General features: G+C 59.4%; 16 protein-coding genes and 1 tRNA gene. 6 read left to right on the top strand and 11 right to left on the bottom strand.

Annotated elements, in window-relative coordinates; translation table 11 throughout:
• Nucleotides 1-125 precede the first annotated feature (125 nt).
• A complete protein-coding gene (locus KW824_RS11805) occupies nucleotides 126-1,811 on the bottom strand; it encodes an aspartate:alanine antiporter (RefSeq protein WP_218409879.1) in 1,686 nt (561 codons plus the stop codon).
• 772 nt (nucleotides 1,812-2,583) lie between these two features.
• Nucleotides 2,584-2,659: transfer RNA gene (locus KW824_RS11800), tRNA-Asn, on the bottom strand.
• Between the two features lie 132 nt (nucleotides 2,660-2,791).
• Between KW824_RS11800 and uvrB the strand changes: the two genes are divergently transcribed.
• The 4 genes from uvrB (at nucleotide 2,792) to KW824_RS21115 (ending at nucleotide 6,291) form a co-directional block, all read left to right on the top strand.
• Nucleotides 2,792-4,804: an excinuclease ABC subunit UvrB gene (gene uvrB, locus KW824_RS11795; RefSeq protein WP_171273767.1), complete on the top strand. Its 2,013-nt coding sequence runs from the start codon at nucleotides 2,792-2,794 to the stop codon at nucleotides 4,802-4,804.
• Entirely contained in the window at nucleotides 4,801-5,058 is a 258-nt protein-coding gene (locus KW824_RS11790) for a YkvA family protein (protein ID WP_218409878.1), read from the top strand. The genes uvrB and KW824_RS11790 overlap by 4 nt, the downstream gene beginning before the upstream one ends.
• An 80-nt stretch (nucleotides 5,059-5,138) precedes the next feature.
• A complete protein-coding gene (locus KW824_RS11785; RefSeq protein ID WP_005327863.1) occupies nucleotides 5,139-5,789 on the top strand; it encodes a DedA family protein in 651 nt (216 codons plus the stop codon).
• 310 nt (nucleotides 5,790-6,099) lie between these two features.
• A complete protein-coding gene (locus KW824_RS21115) occupies nucleotides 6,100-6,291 on the top strand; it encodes a hypothetical protein (protein WP_305730018.1) in 192 nt (63 codons plus the stop codon).
• Nucleotides 6,292-6,297: 6 nt separating this feature from the next.
• On the opposite strand, the gene dsbB is transcribed toward KW824_RS21115, so the two are convergent.
• Nucleotides 6,298-6,819, bottom strand: a complete 522-nt coding sequence (gene dsbB / locus KW824_RS11775) for a disulfide bond formation protein DsbB (RefSeq protein WP_182788738.1) — start codon at nucleotides 6,817-6,819, stop codon at nucleotides 6,298-6,300.
• A gap of 86 nt (nucleotides 6,820-6,905) precedes the next feature.
• The gene (gene nhaB / locus KW824_RS11770) at nucleotides 6,906-8,483 is read right to left on the bottom strand and encodes a Na(+)/H(+) antiporter NhaB (protein WP_041205664.1); all 1,578 of its coding nucleotides are present in this window, start codon (nucleotides 8,481-8,483) and stop codon (nucleotides 6,906-6,908) included.
• A 333-nt stretch (nucleotides 8,484-8,816) separates the two neighbouring features.
• Here nhaB and fadR point away from each other — a divergent pair, with 333 nt between their 5' ends.
• Entirely contained in the window at nucleotides 8,817-9,530 is a 714-nt protein-coding gene (gene fadR, locus KW824_RS11765; protein WP_041205666.1) for a fatty acid metabolism transcriptional regulator FadR, read from the top strand.
• Nucleotides 9,531-9,590: 60 nt separating this feature from the next.
• On the opposite strand, the gene KW824_RS11760 is transcribed toward fadR, so the two are convergent.
• The 4 genes from KW824_RS11760 to KW824_RS11745 form a co-directional block, all read right to left on the bottom strand.
• Nucleotides 9,591-11,111 carry a SpoVR family protein gene (locus KW824_RS11760; RefSeq protein WP_042649894.1) on the bottom strand — a complete coding sequence of 507 codons (1,521 nt, stop codon included), beginning with the start codon at nucleotides 11,109-11,111 and terminating at the stop codon, nucleotides 9,591-9,593.
• A 10-nt stretch (nucleotides 11,112-11,121) separates the two neighbouring features.
• The gene (locus KW824_RS11755; RefSeq protein ID WP_218409877.1) at nucleotides 11,122-12,393 is read right to left on the bottom strand and encodes a YeaH/YhbH family protein; all 1,272 of its coding nucleotides are present in this window, start codon (nucleotides 12,391-12,393) and stop codon (nucleotides 11,122-11,124) included.
• 24 nt (nucleotides 12,394-12,417) lie between these two features.
• Nucleotides 12,418-14,340 (bottom strand): PrkA family serine protein kinase, encoded by a 1,923-nt coding sequence (locus tag KW824_RS11750; RefSeq protein ID WP_042649892.1) that lies wholly within the window; start codon nucleotides 14,338-14,340, stop codon nucleotides 12,418-12,420.
• A gap of 561 nt (nucleotides 14,341-14,901) precedes the next feature.
• Nucleotides 14,902-16,824, bottom strand: coding sequence for an ATP-dependent DNA helicase RecQ (locus KW824_RS11745; RefSeq protein ID WP_218409876.1), 1,923 nt, complete (start codon nucleotides 16,822-16,824; stop codon nucleotides 14,902-14,904).
• 336 nt (nucleotides 16,825-17,160) lie between these two features.
• Between KW824_RS11745 and sstT the strand changes: the two genes are divergently transcribed.
• Nucleotides 17,161-18,411 carry a serine/threonine transporter SstT gene (gene sstT, locus KW824_RS11740; protein WP_041205671.1) on the top strand — a complete coding sequence of 417 codons (1,251 nt, stop codon included), beginning with the start codon at nucleotides 17,161-17,163 and terminating at the stop codon, nucleotides 18,409-18,411.
• Between the two features lie 758 nt (nucleotides 18,412-19,169).
• On the opposite strand, the gene KW824_RS11735 is transcribed toward sstT, so the two are convergent.
• The 3 genes from KW824_RS11735 to pabB form a co-directional block, all read right to left on the bottom strand.
• Entirely contained in the window at nucleotides 19,170-20,468 is a 1,299-nt protein-coding gene (locus KW824_RS11735; protein ID WP_218409875.1) for an HAAAP family serine/threonine permease, read from the bottom strand.
• Nucleotides 20,469-20,665: 197 nt separating this feature from the next.
• Nucleotides 20,666-21,250 carry a CoA pyrophosphatase gene (locus KW824_RS11730; RefSeq protein WP_218410000.1) on the bottom strand — a complete coding sequence of 195 codons (585 nt, stop codon included), beginning with the start codon at nucleotides 21,248-21,250 and terminating at the stop codon, nucleotides 20,666-20,668.
• A 55-nt stretch (nucleotides 21,251-21,305) separates the two neighbouring features.
• Nucleotides 21,306-22,682, bottom strand: coding sequence for an aminodeoxychorismate synthase component I (pabB, locus tag KW824_RS11725; RefSeq protein WP_218409874.1), 1,377 nt, complete (start codon nucleotides 22,680-22,682; stop codon nucleotides 21,306-21,308).
• Between the last annotated feature and the right edge of the window lie 207 nt (nucleotides 22,683-22,889).

Genomic DNA, 22,889 nt, shown 5'->3' with positions numbered 1-22,889 from the left:
GCCGATAGCACGATTGTTACTATCCAGAGGCACGTGTCATTTGAGGGTGAAAGGACGGTCAGTCCTGTAATGGAAGAGGGAGCCCTCGGGCTCCCTCTGTGAGGATTGCATCGGTTTATGAGTGGCTAGAACCAGAAGCCGATGATGAAGGAGCCTGCCAGAGTCAGCATCACGTTGGCCACCGCATAGGTGCCGGCGTAGCCGAGCGCCGGAATCGAGCTGTTGGCGGCCTCGTTGACCACATCCATCGCCGGGGCGCAGGTACGGGCACCTGTGATGGCACCGAGCAGCAGGGCGGGGTTCATTTTGAGCACCCAGACCCCGAACAGATAGCCCACCAGCACCGGCAAGGTAGTCACCAGCATGCCGGAGAAGAGCACCACCACCCCCACCTCGCTGAGGTGGTCGAGGATGCCGCCACCGGCTTTGAGGCCCGTGCTCACCATGAAGACGGCGAGGCCGAGATCCTTGGCCAGGCGCAGCGCGCCCGGCGGCACATAGCCGACGGTGGGGTGGTTGGCCCTCAGGTAACCCATCAGTATCCCTGCCAGCAAGAGGCCGACGGCGTTGCCGAGGCCGAACTCTATCTGGCCGAACACCAGGGAGACGGAGCCGATGAGCAGACCCAGCACGAAGAAGGTGGTGAAGGCCACCAAATCTGTGGTCTGACTGTGGATGCTGATGAAGCCGATCTTGTTGGCCAGCAGCTTGACTCTCTGCTTCTCGCCGCTGATCTGCAGCACGTCGCCTTTTTGCAGCATGATGTTGCGATCGAACGGCATCTCGATCTGGGAGCGCACCACCCGGTTGAGGAAGCAGCCTTTCTCGGTCAGGTTGAGCTCCACCAGATGGCGGCCCACCACGGCGTCGTTCTTCACCACTATCTCTTCGGTGACGATCTGCAGGTCGAGCAGGTTGCGGTCAAATACCTCCTTGCCGTTGCGGTAGTTGACGTCGAGCTTCTCGTGGCTCTCCGGATAGCCGACCAGGGCGATCTCGTCCCCCTCCTGGATGACGGCGTCGCCGTCCGGGCTCGCCAGAATGCCGTTGCGGCGGATCCGCTCCACGTAACAACCGGTGTGGGGGTAGATGCCGGTTTCGCGCAGGGTGCGACCGCCGATCCAGGCGGCGAGTTCCGGGCCGACGCGATAGGCGCGAATGATGGGCAGATAGGTCTTGCGGCTCTCGCTGTCGGAGAGCCCCCGCTCGCGGGCTATCTTTTGCGCCTCTGTATTGAGATCGAGCCGCGCCATTGAGGGGAGATAGCGCACCACCAGCATCAACCCCACCAGGCCCACCAGGTAGGTCAGGGCGTAGCCTATCCCCATGTTGTCGAGCACGGGTTGCATGTCGGTGCCGTGGGGCAGATTGAGCAGGCCGCTACGCAGGGCATCCTGGGCCCCCACCAGTGCCGGGGTCGAGGTCAGCGACCCCGCCAGTATCCCCGCCGCCATGCCGGGTCCCAGGTTGAAGAACTTGGCCAGTCCCACTGTCAGCAGCAAGGCGGTCAGCAGGATCACCAGGGTCAGGGTGATGTAGTGGATGCCGTCGCGCAGGAAGACGCTGAAGAAGTGAGGGCCCGCCTCGATCCCTACACAGAAAATGAACAGCATGAAGCCGACGTTCTCGGTGGAGGTGGAGAACTGGAACCCCATCTGGCCAAACAGCAGGGCGGTGAACAGCACCCCTATGGTGTTGCCAATCTGGAAGTTGCCGATGCGCACCTTGCCCAGCAGCAGGCCGAAGGCCAGCACCACGAACAGCAGCAGGGAGTCGCTTTGATGTAGCAGTGTCACGAAATCTATGGTCATGCCCGGAAAAACCGAGGAAAAAAGTGGGGCCGATATTGTGCCGGATCCCTCACCAAGAAAGAAGCGCGAAAGCGGATTAACAGCCAGTTAAGTGCTGGTCTCTCCGGGGCGGGGAGCGATGCGCGGGCGACTTGGGGAAAATACCTCTATTTTGCACTGCTGTTCCCGCTGTCAATGAGTGATTTCTGCTGTCGGCGGGGGAGGGCGTGACAGCCCTGTGGACAATTTATTACCTGCTGCGCAGGAGGCGATTGAGCATGATTTTCAGCATTTTTGACTGGGGTGGTTGGCGGGATGCAAAGGAACCCTTTTTTCCGTTCGGTGGAGGCTGACCCATGGCACGGGGCATGGCGAAAAAAAAGCGGGAGAAATAGGATGTCTCGCCCCCGCCCGACCCATTTAGGGGGGAGGGCAAAAACAGGAGAAAATGGGGGGTGAGGAGTTTTACCTTGCCAAAGCGGAGACAATCGCTGCCAACCTAGGCCTGCATTGGGTTTGGCACACTTACCCACAGAAACTGTGGATAACCCTGTTCATGAAACTTGGTGATCAGCCTGCAAGCCGCGCCAATACTGGGGTGCAAGCGCTGTTCAAAAAATACCGGAAAAAAAATGTTTCTATAAAAATCAAATAGTTATACGCAGCAGAACAAAACGCTGCTGGTCAGGAACCGGGGATCAAAGGGGGAGTGCGCCGCGAGGGACGGCTTGTGCATTAAAATTGGCAGAGGAAAGCACTAAAGTGGATAACTTGCACCGAGATGGTGAGGAATTGGCTCCCCCGACTGGACTTGAACCAGTGACATACGGATTAACAGTCCGCCGTTCTACCGACTGAACTACGGGGGAACATCAGGCAAGGAGGAGCATCATACAGAGGTCGCATTTCGGGGTCAATAGCCGTCAGGGCAGGAGAGCGGATACCCAGGCCTGCCAACTCGGGGTACACTGCTCTCTTGCCGTTTTTTGTCGGGAGTCGTCATGAATAAGCCTTTCAAGCTGGCCAGCCAGTTTCAACCCGCGGGGGATCAGCCTGCGGCCATCGCCCGCCTGCTCGATGGCATCGAGTCCGGCCTCGCTCACCAGACGCTGCTCGGGGTGACCGGGTCGGGCAAGACCTTCACCATGGCCAACGTCATCGCCACCCTGAATCGCCCGACCATGATACTGGCTCCCAACAAGACCCTGGCCGCCCAGCTCTATGGGGAGATGAAGGAGTTCTTCCCCGAGAACTCGGTGGAGTACTTCGTCTCCTATTACGACTACTACCAGCCGGAAGCCTATGTGCCGACCACCGACACCTTCATCGAGAAGGATGCCTCCATCAACGATCACATCGAGCAGATGCGGTTGTCAGCCACCAAGGCGCTGCTGGAGCGGCGCGACGTGGTGATCGTCGCCTCGGTATCTGCCATCTATGGTCTGGGGGACCCCCAGGCCTACCTCAGCATGATGCTGCACCTGAAGGTGGGGGATGTGATCAACCAGCGGGATATCCTGCGCCGCCTCGCCGAGCTGCAATACACCCGCAACGACATGGCCTTCCAGCGCGGCACCTTCCGGGTGCGGGGGGAGGTGATCGACATCTACCCTGCCGAATCGGACAAGCTGGCACTGCGGGTGGAGCTGTTCGACGAGGAGGTGGAGCGCCTCTCCCAGTTCGATCCCCTGACCGGTGCCATCGAGCAGACCGTGGTGCGCTACACCATCTACCCCAAGACTCACTACGCCACGCCGCGCGAGACCATTCTGGGTGCCATCGATCACATCAAGGAAGAGCTCAAGGGGCGCCGCGAGCAGTTGCTCTCCCTCAACAAGCTGGTGGAAGAGCAGCGCATCAGCCAGCGTACCCAGTTCGACATCGAGATGATGCAGGAGCTGGGGTACTGCTCCGGTATCGAGAACTACAGCCGCTATCTGTCGGGGCGTGCCCCCGGCGAGCCGCCGCCCACCCTGTTTGACTACCTGCCGGGGGATGGCCTGCTCATCATCGACGAGTCCCACGTGACGGTGCCGCAGATAGGCGCCATGTTCAAAGGGGACAGATCCCGCAAGGAGACCCTGGTGGAGTACGGCTTCCGGCTCCCCTCGGCGCTGGACAACAGACCATTGAAGTTTGACGAGTTCGAGGCCCTGATGCCTCAGACGGTGTTCGTCTCGGCGACCCCCGGCCCCTACGAGCTGGAGAAGTCCGGCGGCGACGTGGTGCAGCAGGTGGTGCGTCCCACCGGCCTGCTGGATCCCGAAATCGAGGTGCGGCCCGTTACCACCCAGGTGGACGATCTGCTCTCCGAGATCCGGCTGCGGGTGGCGGTGGAGGAGCGGGTGCTGGTCACCACCCTCACCAAGCGGATGGCGGAAGACTTGACCGAATACCTGGCGGACCACGACGTGCGGGTGCGTTACCTGCATTCGGACATCGACACAGTGGAGCGGGTGGAGATCATCCGTGATCTGCGCCTCGGCAAATTCGACGTGCTGGTGGGCATCAACCTGCTGCGAGAAGGGCTCGACATGCCGGAGGTCTCCCTGGTGGCCATTCTGGATGCGGACAAGGAGGGCTTCCTGCGCTCCACCCGTTCCCTCATCCAGACCATTGGCCGCGCCGCCCGCAACCTCAACGGCAAGGTCATCCTCTACGGCGATACCATCACCAACTCCATGAAGGTGGCCATCGAGGAGACCGAGCGGCGCCGTGCCCTGCAGCATGCCCACAACCTTGAACACGGCATCACGCCTATGGGCCTCAACAAGTCGGTGGGGGACATGATGGACATGGGGGGCAGCCGCACCGCTGGCAAACCCGGCAGAGGCAGTCGCAAGGCGGCCGAGCCGCAAGGGGAGTACCATGCCCGCTCCGCCAGCGAGATCGCCAAAGAGATCAAGCGGATGGAAGAGCAGATGTTCCAGCATGCCCGGGATCTGGAGTTCGAGCAGGCCGCGGCCATGCGGGATCAGATCCAGCGGTTGCGCGGCGAGTTGATCGAGTCATGAGTGGCAAGCGTTGGTTGATCTGGCGGCGCCTGCGCCGCCTCTATGCCGGTTTTCGCCATCCGGACACCCCCTGGTGGGCCAGGGGGCTGGTGATCCTCATCCTCCTCTATGGCATCAGCCCGGTGGATCTCATTCCGGATCTGGTGCCCTTCGTGGGCTGGCTCGACGACGTCAGCCTGCTGCTGTTGCTGCTCTGGGGGTGGGAGTCCTGCCTGCCTGCAACGGTCAGGCAGGGGCTGGATACCCTGGAATGAAGGGCGAAGCGATACCGCAGATTGTCGGTTGCAAGGCATTGGCGTAGACTCCACGCCGTTCACTTCATGGGTATGAGAAAATGGATCTGATCCTGTTTGCAATCGACTTTATTCTGCACGTTGACGTGCACCTGAAAGAGCTGTTCGAGCACTATGGTGTCTGGGTTTACGCCATCCTGTTCCTCATCATCTTCTGTGAGACCGGCCTGGTGGTGACCCCCTTCCTGCCCGGTGACTCCCTGCTGTTTGCCGCTGGCGCCCTCACCGTGGGCAGCGTGCTGGACGTACATACCCTGGCGGGGGTGCTGATCATTGCCGCCGTGCTCGGCAACGTGGTGAACTACACCATAGGCCACTTCTTCGGGGATCAACTGTTCCGCAATCCCGATTCGAAGATCTTCCGTCGCGACTATCTGGTCAAGACCCACGCCTTCTATGCCAAGCATGGCGGCAAGACCATCATCATCACCCGTTTCCTGCCCATAGTGCGCACCTTTGCCCCCTTCGTGGCCGGCATGGGGGCCATGACCTACCCGCGCTTCCTGGCGTTCAACCTGATTGGCGGCTTGCTGTGGGTGTTGTCGTTCGTCTATGCGGGCCACTTCTTCGGCAACCTGCCGGTGGTGCGTCACAACTTCACTCTGCTCATCTTCGGCATCATTGCCATCTCGCTGCTGCCCATGGTCGTTGGCATGGTGAAGGCCAGGATGAGCACTGCCAAGGCAGGATGAAGGTGTGTTAAAGAAGGCCGCGTGCTGCAGAGTCTGCGATCACAAGAAAGGGGAGCCATTATGGCTCCCCTTTTCGTTATCCGACTTTGTCTCTGTCTGAACCCGGCATCGCTGGTTTGGCTGCGACAACGGTACTTAAACCGCGACCACTACAAACATCAGCAGGCGGCGACGCTGGTCACCAACCCGATGAAGAGAGCATGGAGGCGCGGGAGCAGGGGTTGGGCAAGGACTGGGTGCAGATGATCGGGCATCAGATGAAAAGGGAGCCGATGGCTCCCTTTTTGATGCGTCTTATATGGCATCGTCAGTGTCAGTTGCAGCAGCGGCCCTTGACCAGGTTGCCGATGGCGACCACGACGAACACCAGCAGGTAGGCGGCGAAGATGGCAACCAGCCAGATGACAGGGGCATGGAGAAACGGGAGCGGCTTGGGTGGCTGACACCGCTGATGGAAAAGGGAGCCGATGGCTCCCTTTTGTATGCGATCTATATCGAATGACCAGCTTCAGTTGCAGCAGCGGCCCTTGATCAGGTTGCCGATGGCGACCACGACGAACACCAGCAGGTAGGCGGCGAAGATGGCGATCAACCACTGCGGCATGGAGAAACTCAGGAACTGCCAGCTGATCTCGCTGCAATCGCCGTCCGGGAAGAAGAGCCAGGGCACCCACTGATCGAGGGGCGCCCAGCTTGGGAAGTCGACAAAGCCTTCGCACACATTGAAGGGGGAGGGGTTCACCTGGTAATCCACATGCTTGAGCGCCAGTTTTAGGCCCCAGAAGGCACTGTAGCCCCACAGCAGCATGGCGCTCCAACGGAGATACCACTTCTCTGGCGCCACCATGCCGAGCAGGCCGGCAGCGAACACCCCGAGGATGGCGATCCGCTCATAGATGCACATCACACAAGGGTGCAGACCCAGCACATGCTGGAAGAAGAGGGCGCACAGCTCGAAGGCGAGGGCGGAAACGGCCAGCAGCCCCCAGGCCAGACGATGACTGGCAATTCGGCGAAGAAACTCGATCATCTGATTGATCTCACAGAGAAAAATAATGGCTGAATTAGAGCAGAGCCCCGCCTGAAAAGAAAGGGGCCAGAGGGCCCCTCGCTTCATCAGTGTGCCGCAGGTGCTAGGGTCTGCATGGCGGCGCTGCCCTGTGTCAGCCAGCCGGCCTGGTAGAACCATTCGGTGGCAGGGGCGAGCAGTTGCTCCACCGCAAAGAAACCCACCAGACCCAGTACCAGGGTGTAGGGCAGAGCCATCCACACCATGCGGCCATAGGAGAGGCGCAGCAGTGGGGCCAGTGCCGAGGTCAGCATGAACAGGAAGGCGGCCTGACCATTGGGAGTGGCCACGGACGGCAGGTTGGTCCCCGTGTTGATGGCTACCGCCAACAGATCGAAATGTTCACGGCTGATGGCGCCATTGAGCAGGGCGGTTTTCACCTCGTTGATGTAGACGGTACCGACGAAGACGTTGTCGCTCACCATGGAGAGCAAGCCGTTGGCCAGATAAAAGAGCGCGAGCTGATCCTCGGGTTTGGCAGCCAGCACCCACTGGATCACCGGCTTGAACAACTGTTGATCGATGATCACCGCTACCACGCTGAAGAAGACGGTGAGCAGGGCGGTGAAGGGCAGCGCCTCATGGAAAGCCTTGCCGAGCGCATGCTCTTCGGTGACGCCGGTGAAGGACGTCGCGAGGACTATGACGGTAAGGCCGATCAGGCCCACCGCCGCCAGATGCAGAGCCAGACCAGTGATCAGCCAGATGGCGATAGCCGCCTGAACCAGCAGCTTGGCCTTCTCTTGCGGGCTGCGCTCGGCATCTTCATCGCGCTCATAGGCTTCCATGATATGGCGCACGGGCTCTGGCAACTTGGTGCCATAACCGAACCAGCGGAATTTCTCCACCAGGATGCAGGTGAGCAGACCGCAGAAGAAGACGGGGATGGTGACCGGGGCCATGCGAATGGCAAATTCACCGAAATGCCAGCCCGCCTGCTCACCGATGATGAGGTTCTGGGGCTCGCCGACCAGGGTGCAGACGCCCCCCAGGGCCGTGCCGATGGCCGCGTGCATCATCAGGCTGCGCAAAAAGGCGCGAAACTCGTTCAGGTGCTGGCGAGACAGCTCATCAATCCCTTCGTCATCCTGATGCAGATTTCCGGACTCATCGCTCGAGGCCACCTTGTGGTAGATGGCGTAGAAACCGGTGGCGACGCTGATCACCACGGCGATCACGGTCAGGGCGTCGAGGAAGGCGGACAAGAAGGCCGAGACCAGGCAGAAGGCGAGGGAGAGCAACGTCTTGGAATGGATGCGGACCAGCATCTTGGTGAAAACGTAGAGCAGCAGTTGTTTCATGAAATAGATGCCAGCCACCATGAACACCAGCAACAACAGCACTTCGATGTTGGCAACCAGCTCATGCTTGATCTGGTTCGCCGAGGTCATGCCGATGAGAACGGCCTCTATGGCCAGCAGGCCACCGGGTTGCAGCGGGTAACACTTGAGCGCCATGGCCAGGGTGAAGATGAACTCGACGACCAGCAACCAGCCAGCCAGGAAGGGATCCACATGGAAGACGATCGGATTGATCAGCAGAAATATGACGATGGCAATCTTGTACCACCGTGGAGCATTGCCCAAAAAATTCTTTGCAAAAGCGCGCCCTAGGCTGATTGGCATAATGATGGTTCTCTGTTTTGTTGTTGGTATCTGCGTCTATGCAGTCGAGCCCGACTCGACCCGAACATCCGGATATTCACCTTTATCAAATTGATTGCACATGATTTTAATCAAGGGAGCGCTAACTATAAATAACGCCACGATGCTTGCCCAGTGGCGAGGCGCCGATATCACCATCATTTGGTCTTGGTTGGCTCCAGTCATGTTGTCGCATACATATTTTTAACAAAAAGATCCGGTTAATGTGAGCAGAGGACTGACCTTCTGCTTGCCAGCATGACCGGCTTTGCTATTATTCGTGAGCCTTTTTACGTACTACAACAGAGTCACTACATGGTCATAAAAGCGCAAAGCCCTGCCGGGTTTGCCGAGGAATACATCATCGAGTCCATCTGGAACAATCGCTTTCCTCCAGGATCCATTCTACCGGCGGAACGCGAACTGTCCGAGCTGATTGGCGTGACTCGCACTACCTTGCGCGAAGTGCTGCAGCGCCTTGCCCGCGATGGCTGGCTCACCATCCAGCATGGCAAACCGACCAAGGTCAACAATTTCTGGGAAACCTCGGGTCTCAACATCCTGGAGACACTGGCCAGGCTCGATCAGGACAAGGTGCCGGATCTGGTGGCCCAATTGCTGTCGGCTCGCACCAACATCTGCACCATCTTCATCCGTGGCGCCATTCGCAACAACCCGGAGCAAGCCGCCGAGATCCTGCGCGGGGCCGATGAGGTCGACAATTCGGCTGAGGCCTATGCCGAGTTCGATTACCGTCTGCACCATCAACTCTCGTTTGCTTCCGGTAATCCGATCTATGCCTTGATCCTCAACGGGTTCAAGGGGTTGTATAGCAGGGTCGGACGTTATTACTTCTCCGACAAGCAGGCGCGCGAGACGGCGGATGCCTATTACAAGACTCTGTTGGGGTTGGCCGAGACCAAGAATCACGAGGCCGTGTTCATGACGGTGCGTCAGTACGGTATCGAATCGGGCAAGTTGTGGACCCGTCTGCGCCAGGACATGCCGAGCAATCTGTGCGATAACTGATGAAGGTCACCAGAAAAAACGCGCCGAATGGCGCGTTTTTTTATGCTTCTTGTCTGCCTATCAGGTCAGACTCTTGCGATCCGGGCAGCGCCCTATGATGTCTGCGGTGAGCTCGCCGTTATCCTGCTCCAGCACCACATCGAATCCCCACAGCTGGTGCAGATGCTTGAGTACCTCGTGCCGCGACTCGCCAAGGGGGATCCTGTTGTGGGGGACATAACGCAGGGTGAGGGAGCGATCTCCCTTCACCGCCACGTTGTAGACCTGAATGTTGGGCTCCAGATTGCTCAGGTTGTATTGGGCTGACAGGGTGTTGCGCACCAGCCGGTAACCCTCCTCGTTGTGGATGGCGGAGACCTTGAGGTAGTTCTTCAGATCGTCGTCATCAATGGCAAACAGCTTCATGTCGCGCATCACCTTGGGACTGAGGAACTGGCTGATGAAGCTCTCGTCCTTGAAGTTCTGCATGGCGAAGTGCAAGGTGTCGACCCAGTTGGTGCCGGCGTAATCGGGGAACCAGTATCTGTCCTCCTCGGTCGGGTGTTCGCAGATGCGGCGCAGGTCGGTGAACATGGCAAAGCCGAGGGCATAGGGGTTGATCCCCGAGTAGTAGCGGCTGTTGTAGGGGGGTTGGTACACCACGTTGGTGTGGCTGTGCAGCACCTCTATCATGAAGCGATCGCTGATCTTCCCCTCATCATAGAGGTGGTTAAGGATGGTGTAGTGCCAGAAGGTGGCCCACCCCTCGTTCATCACCTGGGTCTGCTTCTGCGGGTAGAAGTACTGGCTGATCTTGCGCACGATGCGCACCACTTCTCGCTGCCAGGGTTCCAGCAGGGGGGCATTCTTCTCGATGAAGTAGAGGATGTTTTCCTGAGGTTCGGCTGGATAGCGTCTGTCCTCGATACCGGTTGCCTTGTGCTGCTTGGGCAGGGTGCGCCACAGTTCGTTGACCTGGGTTTGCAGGTAATCTTCCCGTGCCTTCTGGCGACGTTTCTCCTCTGCTAGGGAGATCTTCTGGGGCCGCTTGTAGCGATCCACCCCGAAGTTCATCAGGGCATGGCAGGAGTCAAGCAGGCGCTCGACGGCATCGATACCGTGTTTTTCCTCGCATTCGGTGATGTAGTTCTTGGCAAACAGCAGGTAGTCGATGATGGAGGAGGCATCGGTCCAGGCCTTGAACAGGTAGTTGTTCTTGAAAAAAGAGTTGTGGCCATAACAGGCGTGAGCCATCACCAGGGCCTGCATCGGCATGGTGTTCTCTTCCATCAGGTAGGCGATGCAGGGATCTGAGTTGATGACAATTTCATAAGCCAACCCCATCTGGCCGCGCTTGTAGTTGCGCTCGGTATGGATGAAGCGTTTGCCGAATGACCAGTGCTGGTAGCCGATGGGCATACCGACGCTGGAGTAGGCATCCATCATCTGCTCGGCGGTGATCACCTCGATCTGGTTGGGATAGGTATCCAGCCGATAAAACTTGGCAACCCGGGCAATCTCCTGGTGATAGATCTCCAGCAGATCGAAGTTCCAGTCAGGCCCATCGTCCAGCGGCGCTATTTTTCTCGCGGTTTCTACCATATGTGATCCCTCAAGCCGCTTGCTTCTTGAACAACTCCCGGAACACCGGATAGATGTCCTCAACCTTGCGAATATGTTCCATCGCGAAGTGGGGGTATTGGTCGGCCACCGACTCATACTCGTGCCACAGAGTCTGGTGAGCGCGGGTGGTGATCTCGATGTAGGAGTAGTAGCGCACCCGCGGCATGATGTCGCGCATCAGGATCCCCCTGCATTGCGGTGAGTCATCCGCCCAGTTGTCACCATCTGATGCCTGCGCCGCATAGATATTCCACTGGTTGGCCGGATAACGCTCGTTGATGATGTCGTTCATCATCTTGAGCGCGCTGGAGACGATGGTGCCACCGGTCTCCTGGGAGTAGAAGAACTCGTGTTCATCCACTTCCTTGGCCTGGGTGTGGTGGCGAATGTAGACTACCTCGACGTTCTTGTAGGTCCGGCTCAGGAACAGATAGAGCAGGATGTAGAAACGCTTGGCCATCTCCTTGGTGGCTTGATCCATGGAGCCGGAGACATCCATCAGGCAGAACATCACCGCCTGGCTGGAGGGCACGGGCCGCTTGACGAAGTTGTTGAACTTGAGATCGAAGGTGTCGATGAAAGGTACTGCCTCGATCCGCCGTTTCAGCTCTCTGATCTCTTTTTCGAGCTGTGCCATCTCGGCAAAATGTTCGTTGGGATCGACGGCCAACAGGGCCAGCCGCTCCTCCAGCTCACGCAGCTGGCGCTTCTTGCCCGCCTGCAGCGCCATGCGACGCGCCAGCGAATTTTGAAGCGAGCGCACCACGTTGATGTTGGCGGGCACCCCGTTGGAGGTGTAGCCCGCGCGGTAGGTCTTCATCTCCATCAGCTGGTTGAGCTGGGTCTTCTGCAGCCGTGGCAGCTCCAGATCCTCAAACAGCAGATCAAGATACTCATCCTTGGAGATCTGGAACACGAAATCATCGGCCCCTTCACCCTGATTGGATGCCTGTCCCTCGCCGGAACCCTGTCCACCGCCCCCTCCCTTGGGGCGGTCAATCTTGTCACCGGAGACGAACTGATCGTTGCCCGGGTGCACCATCTCCCGTTTGCCGCCTTGGCCTTGATGGAAATGGGGTTCACCGATGTCCTTGGTCGGGATGCTGATGCTCTCGCCCTTGTCCACGTCCTGAATGCTGCGCTTGGAGACAGCATCCGAGACCGCTTGTTTGATCTGCTTCTTGTAGCGGCGGATGAAGCGCTGCCGATTGACAGCGCTTTTGTTTTTGCCGTTGAGCCTGCGGTCGATAAAATGCGCCATAACTCCCCCTTGAACACGGCAGGGTCAGGATGACTTGCGTACCCTGAGATACCATTCGGAGAGCAGACGCACCTGTTTGCGGGTGTAGCCTTTCTCCATCATCCGTTCGACAAAGTTATCGTGCTTCTTCTGCTCCTCGGCCGAGGTTTTGCTGTTGAAGGAGATAACCGGCAGCAGCTCTTCCGTGTTGGAGAACATCTTCTTCTCGATCACGGTGCGCAGCTTCTCGTAACTGGTCCAGTTGGGGTTACGGCCTGCATTGTTGGCCCGGGCACGCAGCACGAAGTTGACGATCTCGTTGCGAAAATCCTTCGGGTTGCTGATCCCGGCGGGTTTCTCAATTTTCTCCAGCTCACTGTTGAGCGACGACCGATCAAAGAGCTGGCCGGTCTCGGGATCACGGTACTCCTGATCCTGGATCCAGAAGTCGGCGTAGGTGACGTAGCGATCGAAGATGTTCTGCCCGTACTCTGAATACGACTCGAGATAGGCGGTCTGGATCTCCTTGCCGATAAATTCCACGTAGCGCGGGGTCAGATAGCCCTTGATGAACTCAAGGTAGCGATCGTGCAGCTCCTGCGGGAACTGCTCGCGCTCTATCTGCTGCTCCAGCACATAGAAGAGGTGGACAGGGTTGGCCGCCACTTCCGCATGGTCGAAGTTGAAGACGCGGGAGAGGATCTTGAACGCAAAACGGGTGGAGAGGCCGTTCATGCCCTCGTCGACACCGGCGTAGTCGCGGTACTCCTGATAGCTCTTCGCCTTGGGATCTGTATCTTTGAGGCTCTCGCCGTCATAGACCCGCATCTTGGAGTAGAGACTGGAGTTTTCCGGCTCTTTCAGCCGTGACAGTACCGAGAATTGACCCAGCAGCTCCAGGGTGCCCGGCGCGCACTTGGCCTCGGTCAGCTCGCTGTTGAACAGCAGTTTCTCGTAGATCTTCACCTCTTCCGAGACTCGCAGGCAGTAGGGCACCTTGACGATGTAGACCCGGTCGAGGAAGGCCTCGTTGTTCTTGTTATTGCGGAACTGCTGCCACTCGGATTCGTTGGAGTGGGCAAGCAGGATGCCGTCGAAGGGGAGTGCGGAGAGCCCCTCGGTGCCGTTGTAGTTTCCTTCCTGGGTCGCGGTCAGCAAGGGGTGCAGTACCTTGATGGGGGCCTTGAACATCTCCACGAATTCCATCATCCCCTGGTTCGCCTTGCACAGCGCCCCTGAGTAGGAGTAAGCATCGGCATCATCCTGGGCATAGTGCTCCAGCATGCGGATGTCGACCTTGCCCACCAGGGAGGAGATGTCCTGGTTGTTGTCATCGCCAGGCTCGGTTTTCGCGATGGCAATTTGATCCAGGATGGAGGGGTTGACCTTCTCCACTTTGAATTTGGTGATGTCGCCGCCAAACTCATGCAGCCGCTTGGCCGCCCAGGGGGACATGATGGGCCTCAGGTAGCGGCGAGGAATGCCGTACTCTTTTTCCAGGATCTCGCCGTCCTCTTCTATGTCGAACAGGCAGAAGGGGTGGTCATTGACCGGCGAGCCCTTGATGCGATAGATGGGCACTTTTTGCATCAGGGACTTGAGTTTCTCGGCCAGCGAAGATTTGCCGCCGCCAACGGGGCCGAGCAGATAGAGGATCTGCTTCTTCTCTTCCAGTCCCTGGGCGGAGTGCTTGAGGTAGGAGACGATCTGCTCGATGGCCTCTTCCATGCCATAGAAGTCTTTGAAAGCGGGATAGCGTGCGACGACGCGGTTGGAAAAGAGGCGGCTGAGGCGCGGATTGACGGAGGTATCGATCATTTCCGGTTCGCCGATGGCAACCAGCAGTCGTTCAGCTGCGGAGGCGTAGCAGGATTTGTCCTGTTTGCACATATCCAGAAACTCCTGGATGCTGTACTCCTCCTCTCTGGCCTTCTCATACCGCTGTTGATAGTGCTCGAAGATGCCCATAACTTAGCCCTCGTTATAGTCGCTTACCCTGAAAAAGAGTGGATCACTACTTTTGTTCTGTTTACCTCTTAAGCCTAGTCAACAGCCCCCAGTAATCCATCGCATCATTGGTTTAAGTTTGTACGGGAGCTTCCCGATCCTCATGCGGGAAGAGGCAGCCAATGACATCTCTATGTTACTGACTGTTAAATTATTTTTGCCACGACAGTGATGCAAATGTCAAAGACATAAAAAATAAATGTTTGTGTGGCAGGCGCAGGAAATGATGGTTTCCCGGTTTGTGGAATCGAAGTGCAGGCAGGGCAAGGGTAGCAGGGGAGAAGGGCTGAATTTTCATTACGCTTACGTTAACGTAATGCTTGTCGTTTGGTGTTTAAGCTCTAATTTTTACATTGACGCTACATTCTGGCTGCTCTAGATTGGCCCTGTGTCGAGCAGTCATCGCTTTAGCAAGAGAGTGGGTGATTGTGCAGATACTAAGCTCTGTTTAAGCACGTTTCCGTTGGCTTGACCCTCGCATCCGCGAGGGTCTTATTTTTTCAGCGTCCGGCAAGCGGGTGATCAAGCGTCGGCAGGATAGATCGCCGACACCGCCGCCAGCACCTCGGCGAAGGGATGGGCCGCCAGCTGGCCAAAACCGGCCAGGTTTCTCGCCTTGATCCGGGTGGTCAGTGGGGTGGCGATACCGCACAGGAAGCGGGTCAGGATCCTGGGATGGCGCTGGTGACACAGGGCAATCAGAGGATCGCACCAGGCGCGCAAGCCGTGCTCGTTGGGCAAGCCCGGAGATGGCAGCGGCGGCAGCACGGCTATCTCCCCCCGGCAGACGGAGCAGTGACCACAGCGCTCGGGCGCCTCTTCATCGGCAAAATAGCGGGCCAGCTCATGGCTCAGGCAACGGGTCGAGGTAAAGAACCCCAGCAGGGCCTGCAAGCGTGCCAGCTCGCTCTGCTCTTTCTTTTCAAACAGTCCATGCAGCTCTTCGGCCAGTGCCGCCGGGTCGATATGCTGGCGCACGACTCGATACACCTCCGTCATCTGTTTGCTCTCCAGCTCGATCCAGCCCTGCTGCTGCAGATAGTCCAGTGCCGCCGCGGCGCGCTGGCGTTCCCCCTGATAACCCTGCCACAGTGCATCGAAGTCCATGGTACACCAGCTGCGCGCCTGGGGCGCACACGCAAACAGCTGCTCCAGGAACTGACGGCGATCGGAATTGAAGCGGGCCAGGATCTCCCTTTTTTCCAGCACGAACTTGAAACGGTACTCGGCAAAGTAGCTGTAGGCCGGGGCAATGATCCCCGCCATCTCCAGATAGACCAGCAGGGTCTTGAGGGGCAGTTGGCGAATGTTGGTCTCGTTGGAGAGGCGCAGCAGGCTGAATTCCCACTCGGCACCGCTCTGTTGCAGGATCTGGAGCAAGCTAAGGATGGCCTCCCTGTCCGGGGTGTCCCCATAGACGAAGTTTTCCAGCACAGGCAACTGGGCGCGGCTCGCCAGCACCATACAGCGGGAGGGGAGTCCGTCACGTCCGGCGCGGCCTATCTCCTGGCTGTAGTTCTCGATGGATTTGGGCAGATCGTAGTGAATGACCCGGCGGATATCGGCCTTGTCGATGCCCATGCCAAAGGCGATGGTGGCGACGATGCAGTCGAGTCGGCCGGCCATGAAGTCGTGCTGGATCTGGCTGCGCAGGGCGGGATCCAGCCCCGCATGATAGGCACAGGCGCGGATGCCGATGGCCTGCAACTGATCGGCGCACTGCTGCGCACTCTGTTGCAGGGTGACGTAGACGATGGTGGGGGCTGCGGGATCGCGGCGCAATTCGTCACGCAGCCAACCATCGCGGGCATTGCCGGCCAGCGGAATGACGGTGAGATCCAGATTGGGGCGATAGAAACCCGTCACCACCAGATCCTCGGCCTCGATGGCGAATTTGGCCTGCATGTCTGCCATGACCGCCGGGGTGGCGGTGGCGGTGAGCAGCAGTACTTGGGGAATGGCGAGATCGCGGCGATGGTCCGGCAGCTTCAGGTAGTCGGGACGAAAGTTGTGGCCCCATTCCGAGATGCAGTGCGCCTCGTCCACCACCAGCAGGGAGAGCGGCACCTGGGCGATGAAGCGGCGAAAGCGCTCGTTCTTGAGGCGCTCCACCGAGATCATCAGGATCTTGAGCTGGCCGTCACTGGCCTGCTGCATCACCCGCCGACTCTCCTCGGGGGTCTGGCTGGAGTCCAGGGTGGCGGCGGCGATCCCCTTGCGTTGCAAGAAGGCGAGCTGATCGTGCATCAGCGCCAGCAGGGGGGAGATGACCAGGGTCAGATGGGGCAGTGCCAGCGCGGGCAACTGGTAGCAGAGGGACTTGCCTGCGCCGGTCGGGAAGATGGCCGCCGCACTCTTGCCGGCCAGCAGGCGGCTGATCACCGCTTCCTGGCCGGGTCGCAGCTGATCGAAGCCGAAGTGTCGGGTCAATAAAGAGGTGATCATGGCAACAGGCTCCAGTGCAAAGTGAGCGGCATGATACCACTCTCGCCCCACATCGGCCGATGATAGGACTGGTTTGGTGACAATTTGACCGTGGTTGATATTGTGTTATCACATTGTTGTAGATTTTTTGTGAGGTAACCCTGATATTTTTCAGTGATTATGTGGAAAAAAACGGTGGCAGATGGGATATTCCTTGTCCGCAGCCCCACGCGTACTGGACAAACCCAGAAGAAGGTTTGCCAACGGCACCACCGTCCACAGGCCGGTGTCAATGCGCGCGGCAGGTTGCCAACAGGACTAATGATTCACGCACCATGAGTGCACAGGGACTATTTGATGACACAACAACACCCCCTCATAAAACTGGTCAACAGCACCAGTCTGGTTAGCCAGATCCTGGTCGGTCTGGTATTCGGTATCCTCCTTGCCATGTTCATGCCTGAATGGGCCAAGGCGGCGGGTCTGCTTGGCAGCCTGTTCGTCGGTGCCCTGAAGGCGGTCGCTCCGCTGCTGGTCTTCGTGCTGGTGATGTCGGCGATCATTGGTCACAAGCAGGGTCAGAAGACCAACATGAAGCCAATCTTGCTGCTCTATGTGCTGGGTACCTTCCTGGCCGCTGTGGTGGCCGTGATGGCGAGCTTCCTGTTCCCCTCCAACCTGCACCTGGTTGCCAGCACTGCCGAGATCACCCCGCCGGGCGGCATTACCGAGGTATTGCAGACCCTGCTGTTCAACGTGGTGACCAACCCGGTGAAGGCGCTGCTGGATGCCAACTACATTGGTATCCTGGCCTGGGCCATCGGCCTCGGCATCGCTATGCGTCACGCCAATGAGAGCACCAAGGCGCTGATTTCCGATGTGTCCCACGGGGTCTCTGCCATCGTCAAGGCCGTGATCCGCTGCGCCCCGCTCGGTATCCTGGGTCTGGTTGCCTCCACCCTGGCCGAGACAGGTTTCGATGCCCTGTTTGGCTATGCCCAACTGCTGGTGGTGCTGATCGGTTGCATGCTGTTCATCGCCTTCGTGGTCAACCCGCTCATCGTGTTCTGGAAGATCAAGCGCAATCCCTATCCGCTGGTGCTGACCTGCCTGAAAGAGAGTGGCGTGACCGCCTTCTTCACCCGCAGCTCTGCCGCCAACATCCCGGTCAACATGGCGCTGGCCGAGAAACTGCGTCTGCCGGAAGACACCTACGCGGTCTCCATTCCGCTGGGCGCCACCATCAACATGGCCGGCGCCGCCATCACCATCACTGTGCTCTCCATGGCGGCGGTGCACACTTTGGGGATGGAAGTGGATATGGCCACCGCCATTCTGCTCTCCGTGGTCGCCACCGTCAGTGCCTGTGGCGCCTCCGGCGTGGCTGGCGGCTCCCTGCTGCTGATCCCGCTGGCGTGCAGCCTGTTTGGCATCAGCAACGATATTGCCATGCAGGTCGTTGCCGTGGGCTTCATCATTGGGGTGCTGCAGGACTCCGCCGAAACGGCCCTCAACAGCTCCACCGACGTGCTGTTCACCGCGGCCGCCTGCATGGCCGAGGATGAGAGCCTGCTGGAAGCGGCCCCGCTGCCCAGCCGCGAAGCCTGATCCTCTTAGCTTTTCCCTAAATACTGGCGCCCTCTTCGGAGGGCGCTTTTTATTGCCTGCGATTTCATGCCAGCAACACTGGCTCCTTCCTGCTTCCCATCTGCCCGTTGCCGCCGTGGTGTCTCTCGTTCATGGGAGTATCGGCGCCTGCCTGCTAGGGCGGTCGCGCTATCCCTCTGGAAAGGAAGGGCAGCAGGGGCGGCGGGGTCCCTAGGCTCAGGCGCTGATGGGCAGCCAGCCGCCGTGCCGCTATCGCGGCAAGGCCTCAAGGCTCGTCAGCGGGCATATGGGCGCCTACCTGGAGCATCAGAGATTCTGCTCGGCGCCGTTGCATCTGAGAGCGGAGCTGGCGAGCGACGGTATCCCGCGTATCGGATGCAAACCCAGACCCCTGCGGGGAGGCCCGAGGTGCCCGATGTAGGCGCGGTATAGCGCCCATCCTCTTGCACGGGAACCCGGCAAAGGGCTGGGGAAGGTCAGAAGGGAGCATGGGCGGGGGCTCACTCGGCAGCATGGGGCAGCCAGGCTGCCATCCCTTTTACCCAAGGGTGGGATGTGAGGAAAGGAGCAGATTGTACGGGTGGCAACGTAGCGGGAGGAAGGTAAGCGGTTGGGGAGAGCGCTTGATACGGGAGATAGCCTTTGCCGGTGCCCCGGTGCATCGTAATGAAAACAGCCCGGCAAGCTGAGCCTGCCGGGCTGTGGGTCTCTGACAGGGTCAACCGGCGATCCGGTTGACCCTGGCTATCGCAGGCGGGTTAGCCGACCAGTTGATAGAGGATGGCAGATATGGCGATGAGGCCCATGGTTGCCACGAACACGTTGCTGATCTGGCCCTGGTATTTCGCCATGGCCGGGACGCGCTTGATGGCGTACATCGGCATCAGGAACAGTATGGTGGCGATGATGGGGCCACCCAGGGATTCGATCATGCCGAGGATGGAGGGGTTGATCACGGCCACGCCCCACAGGGTCAGGATGAAGAAGGCGATGATGAACAGTTCGATCTTCTTGTGGTTCGGTTCCTTGCCGGAGGAGCGCATCTGCTGCATTACCATGCCCTTCAGACCTTCACGGGCACCCAGATAGTGGCCGAAGAAGGAGGAGACGATGGCCACGAAGGCAACCAGCGGACCGAAGTAGGAGATGATGGGGCTCGCATGCTGGTTGGCCAGGTAGGAGAGCACGGCAATGTTCTGGGACTTGGCTTCTGCCAGTTGAGCCGGTGTCAGGCTCATCACGCAGGAGAAGACGAAGAACATCACGAAGCCGAGCAGGATGAGCGCGGTGCGCTTCAAGATGGCATCGGACTTGGCGACGGCGTTGTCACCGTGATCACGGCGCTGGGCCAGGGCGAAGCTGGAGATGGCCGGGCTGTGGTTGAAGGAGAACACCAGCACCGGGATGGTCAGCCACAGGGTGGTGGCGAAATCCTTGGCAGAAGGTACCTGGGCCAGGGCGGCACCGGTCCAGTCCGGGATCAGGTAGAGGGAGATGCCCGCCAGGATGGCGATGAGGGGGTACACCAGGAATTCGGTGACCTTCAGCATCAGCTTCTCACCGGCCAGCATGACCGACATCATGGCCATGATCAGCACGATGGAGAGGATCCAGCGCGGTGGCGCCGTCATCTGCAGCTGGTTGACGAGGAAGCTCTCGACGGTATTGGTGATGCCCACGCCGTAGATCAGCACTATGGGGTAGATGGCAAAGAAGTAGAGCAGGGTGATTAATTTGCCGGCGCCCACGCCGAAATGCTCTTCCACCACTTCGGTGATGTCCGCATTTGGCTTCTTGGAGGAGAGCACGAAGCGCGCCAGGCCGCGGTGGGCCAGGTAGGTCATGGGGCCGACCAGCAGCGCCATCACCACCAGTGGCCAGAAGCCACCCATGCCGGCGTTGATGGGCAGGAACAGGATGCCGGCGCCGACGGCGGTGCCGAACAGGCTGATAACCCAGGTGGTGTCTTGTTTGCTCCAACCGCGTGATTGGACCGAGCGGATCCCTTGCTCCTGTGCGGCTGCAACGTCCTGTGCGCCAGTGACAGTATTGGACATGTGTCTCACCCCGAATGTGTGGTTTTAATTAGTCGGCGCAAGAATACTTTCTTTTTACCCAAAAATGTTGATCAGATTCACCTTTATGAGGCTGAAACCCGCACTTTCTTATGGAAATGTGATCAAAAGAATAAAAAATCAAAATTTATTTATCATATGCAGTGTTAGTTGAATGTTAACTGGATAATTTCTCACCTCTAAAGGTTATCAATATGTTGTTCTGACAGGTGCTGGGCCAGTTGGCGGATCATGCTGGCGGTGGCCCCCCAGATGAAGGAGTGTTGCCAGGGGATCCAGTAGATGGTGTGGCGCTTGCCCGCCCTTGGCAGGGTCAGGGCTATGTGGTGGGCCGGATCCAGCACATGGCTGAGGGGCACCTCGAAGGCCTGCTCCACTTCGTCGGGGCTGAGGGCAAGGCGGTAGTCGGGGTCTATCATGGCCAGCACAGGCAGGACGTCATACAGGGAGATGGTGTTGAGCGGGGTGAGGCTGCCGATGACCCGGATCTGGGAGGCGGGGATCCCGAGCTCTTCATGGGTCTCTCGCAGGGCCGTGTGGATCAGGCTCTCATCTGCCGGATCCTGGCGCCCGCCGGGGAAGCTTATCTGCCCCGGGTGGTGGCGCAGGGTGGTGCTGCGACGGGTCAGCAACAGGCGTAACCCCTGGGGGCGCTCCACCAGGGGGATCAGCACAGCCGCCGGCTTGAGCCCTGCCAGCATCAAACGGTGGGCGGGGGCGGGGCGCTGCAACAGGAAGCGGGTCAGCAGCTCGGCGCGGTTCATCTCGATATCCATCTCGGTCCTGGTCTCCTTGGGGCGGGCGAGGGCAGTCACAGGCTCATTGGCGCAAGGCAGCCAGCAGCGGCAGGATGCGGGCCACCTTGTCGTAGGTCTCCTGATATTCGGCGTCCGGATCTGAGTCGGCGATGATGCCCCCTCCCGCCCAGCAATGGAGCCGGCCGGCTTCGGCGATCAGGGTGCGGATGCAGATGCTGGTGTCCATCCGACCGTGCTGGCTCAGATAGCCGATGCTGCCGCAATAGGCGTTTCGGCGCACCGGCTCCAGCTCCTCGATGATCTCCATCGCCCGGATCTTGGGGGCCCCCGTGATGGAGCCGCCTGGGAAACAGGCCCGCAGCAGATCCACCCCCTGCCAGCGCGCATCCAGTTCCCCGTGAATGGTGGAGACCAGGTGATGCACGGCGGGGAAGGACTCCACCGCAAACAGGCTCGGCACGCTGACGGAGCCCGGGCGACTGACCCGGCCTATGTCGTTGCGCAGCAGATCCACGATCATCAGGTTCTCCGATCTGTCCTTGTCGGCACTGGCGAGCGACTCGGCCACCTGTTTGTCGATAGCGGGATCCGGATGACGGGGCCGGGTGCCCTTGATGGGCTTGGTCTCGATGTGGCGGCCATCGAGCAGCAGGAAGCGCTCGGGGGAGAGGCTCAACATGGCGCTCTGGGGCAGCCGGACAAAGGCCGAGAAGGGGGCCTTGTTGGCGGCGCTGAGGGCGAGATAGGCGGACCACTCGTCCCCTCCATAGGGGGCGCTGAAGCGCTGGGTCAGGTTGATTTGATAGCAATCCCCCGCCGCCAGATAGGCCTGGATGCGGGCGAACTTTTCGCCGTACTCGGCCCGGCTCATGTTGCTCTGCCACTCGCCCTGCAAGGCGAAGGGGGCGCAGGGTTGAGGAGCTTGCGCCGCCAGCCACTGCAATCGTCTGACGAGCCCGGCCTCCTCTCCCCAGTGCACCAGCTGCCAGCGACCGGTCGCGACCTCCCGCAGCAGTGCCCAGTCGTAGATCCCCACCGCCATGTCGGGGACCAGGATGTCTGCGCTGGCCTGGACGGGCAGACGCTCGAATCGCCGGCCCAGATCGTAGCCAAAGAGCCCCAGGGCGCCCCCGATGAAGGGCTGGTCATGCTCATCCTGCACCAGCTTCCCCAGCAGGGCTCGTTGGGTCTCGGCGAGCAGGGCGAGGGGATCGCCGTCATGATGGCTCTGGTGGCCAGCCTGGGTGAGGCAGGTGCTGGCACCCCGGGTCTCCAGGGTGGCAAGCGGATCGGCGCTGATGATGTCAAAGCGGTTGTCGGCGCCCGTTGGGCCTGCCGATTCCAGCAGGATGGCCCAGGCCTGGTGTTGCAAGCGGGCAAACAGGGCGTGAAGCGATGCTTGCGGATCGAAATGGTGGATATGCAGTCTTGGTTTCATTTTTTGTTACACAGGCAACAGTTTGCACCCAGCTCCCTAGCCGGTTCGGGTGCTCAAGCGTATCATGGCCGCCGGCATTTTTAAGAAAAACACCGTTATAAAAACACGCCGTAGTCGCCGGCTCTGTGCGCATTCGCCGCCTGCCGAAGGCCCGGCTCATATGGAAGCCCTTGCTCGCGCAAGCGACGACAAGGACCAGTGAGGATG

The sequence above is a fragment of the Aeromonas sp. sif0611 genome (assembly GCF_019218845.1).
Taxonomy (GTDB): domain Bacteria; phylum Pseudomonadota; class Gammaproteobacteria; order Enterobacterales; family Aeromonadaceae; genus Aeromonas; species Aeromonas media.
Note: the sequence above shows the minus strand (reverse complement) of the source record. Positions and strands in the feature narration are given on the sequence as shown.

Excerpts from the sequence above, each read along its gene's own strand:
- KW824_RS11805 (WP_218409879.1), bottom strand. The coding sequence starts at position 1,811 with ATGACCATAGATTTCGTGACACTGCTACATCAAAGCGACTCCCTGCTG.
- uvrB (WP_171273767.1), top strand. The coding sequence starts at position 2,792 with ATGAATAAGCCTTTCAAGCTGGCCAGCCAGTTTCAACCCGCGGGGGAT.
- KW824_RS11790 (WP_218409878.1), top strand. The coding sequence starts at position 4,801 with ATGAGTGGCAAGCGTTGGTTGATCTGGCGGCGCCTGCGCCGCCTCTAT.
- KW824_RS11785 (WP_005327863.1), top strand. The coding sequence starts at position 5,139 with ATGGATCTGATCCTGTTTGCAATCGACTTTATTCTGCACGTTGACGTG.
- dsbB (WP_182788738.1), bottom strand. The coding sequence starts at position 6,819 with ATGATCGAGTTTCTTCGCCGAATTGCCAGTCATCGTCTGGCCTGGGGG.
- nhaB (WP_041205664.1), bottom strand. The coding sequence starts at position 8,483 with ATGCCAATCAGCCTAGGGCGCGCTTTTGCAAAGAATTTTTTGGGCAAT.
- fadR (WP_041205666.1), top strand. The coding sequence starts at position 8,817 with ATGGTCATAAAAGCGCAAAGCCCTGCCGGGTTTGCCGAGGAATACATC.
- KW824_RS11760 (WP_042649894.1), bottom strand. The coding sequence starts at position 11,111 with ATGGTAGAAACCGCGAGAAAAATAGCGCCGCTGGACGATGGGCCTGAC.
- KW824_RS11755 (WP_218409877.1), bottom strand. The coding sequence starts at position 12,393 with ATGGCGCATTTTATCGACCGCAGGCTCAACGGCAAAAACAAAAGCGCT.
- KW824_RS11750 (WP_042649892.1), bottom strand. The coding sequence starts at position 14,340 with ATGGGCATCTTCGAGCACTATCAACAGCGGTATGAGAAGGCCAGAGAG.
- KW824_RS11745 (WP_218409876.1), bottom strand. The coding sequence starts at position 16,824 with ATGATCACCTCTTTATTGACCCGACACTTCGGCTTCGATCAGCTGCGA.
- sstT (WP_041205671.1), top strand. The coding sequence starts at position 17,161 with ATGACACAACAACACCCCCTCATAAAACTGGTCAACAGCACCAGTCTG.
- KW824_RS11735 (WP_218409875.1), bottom strand. The coding sequence starts at position 20,468 with ATGTCCAATACTGTCACTGGCGCACAGGACGTTGCAGCCGCACAGGAG.
- KW824_RS11730 (WP_218410000.1), bottom strand. The coding sequence starts at position 21,250 with ATGAACCGCGCCGAGCTGCTGACCCGCTTCCTGTTGCAGCGCCCCGCC.
- pabB (WP_218409874.1), bottom strand. The coding sequence starts at position 22,682 with ATGAAACCAAGACTGCATATCCACCATTTCGATCCGCAAGCATCGCTT.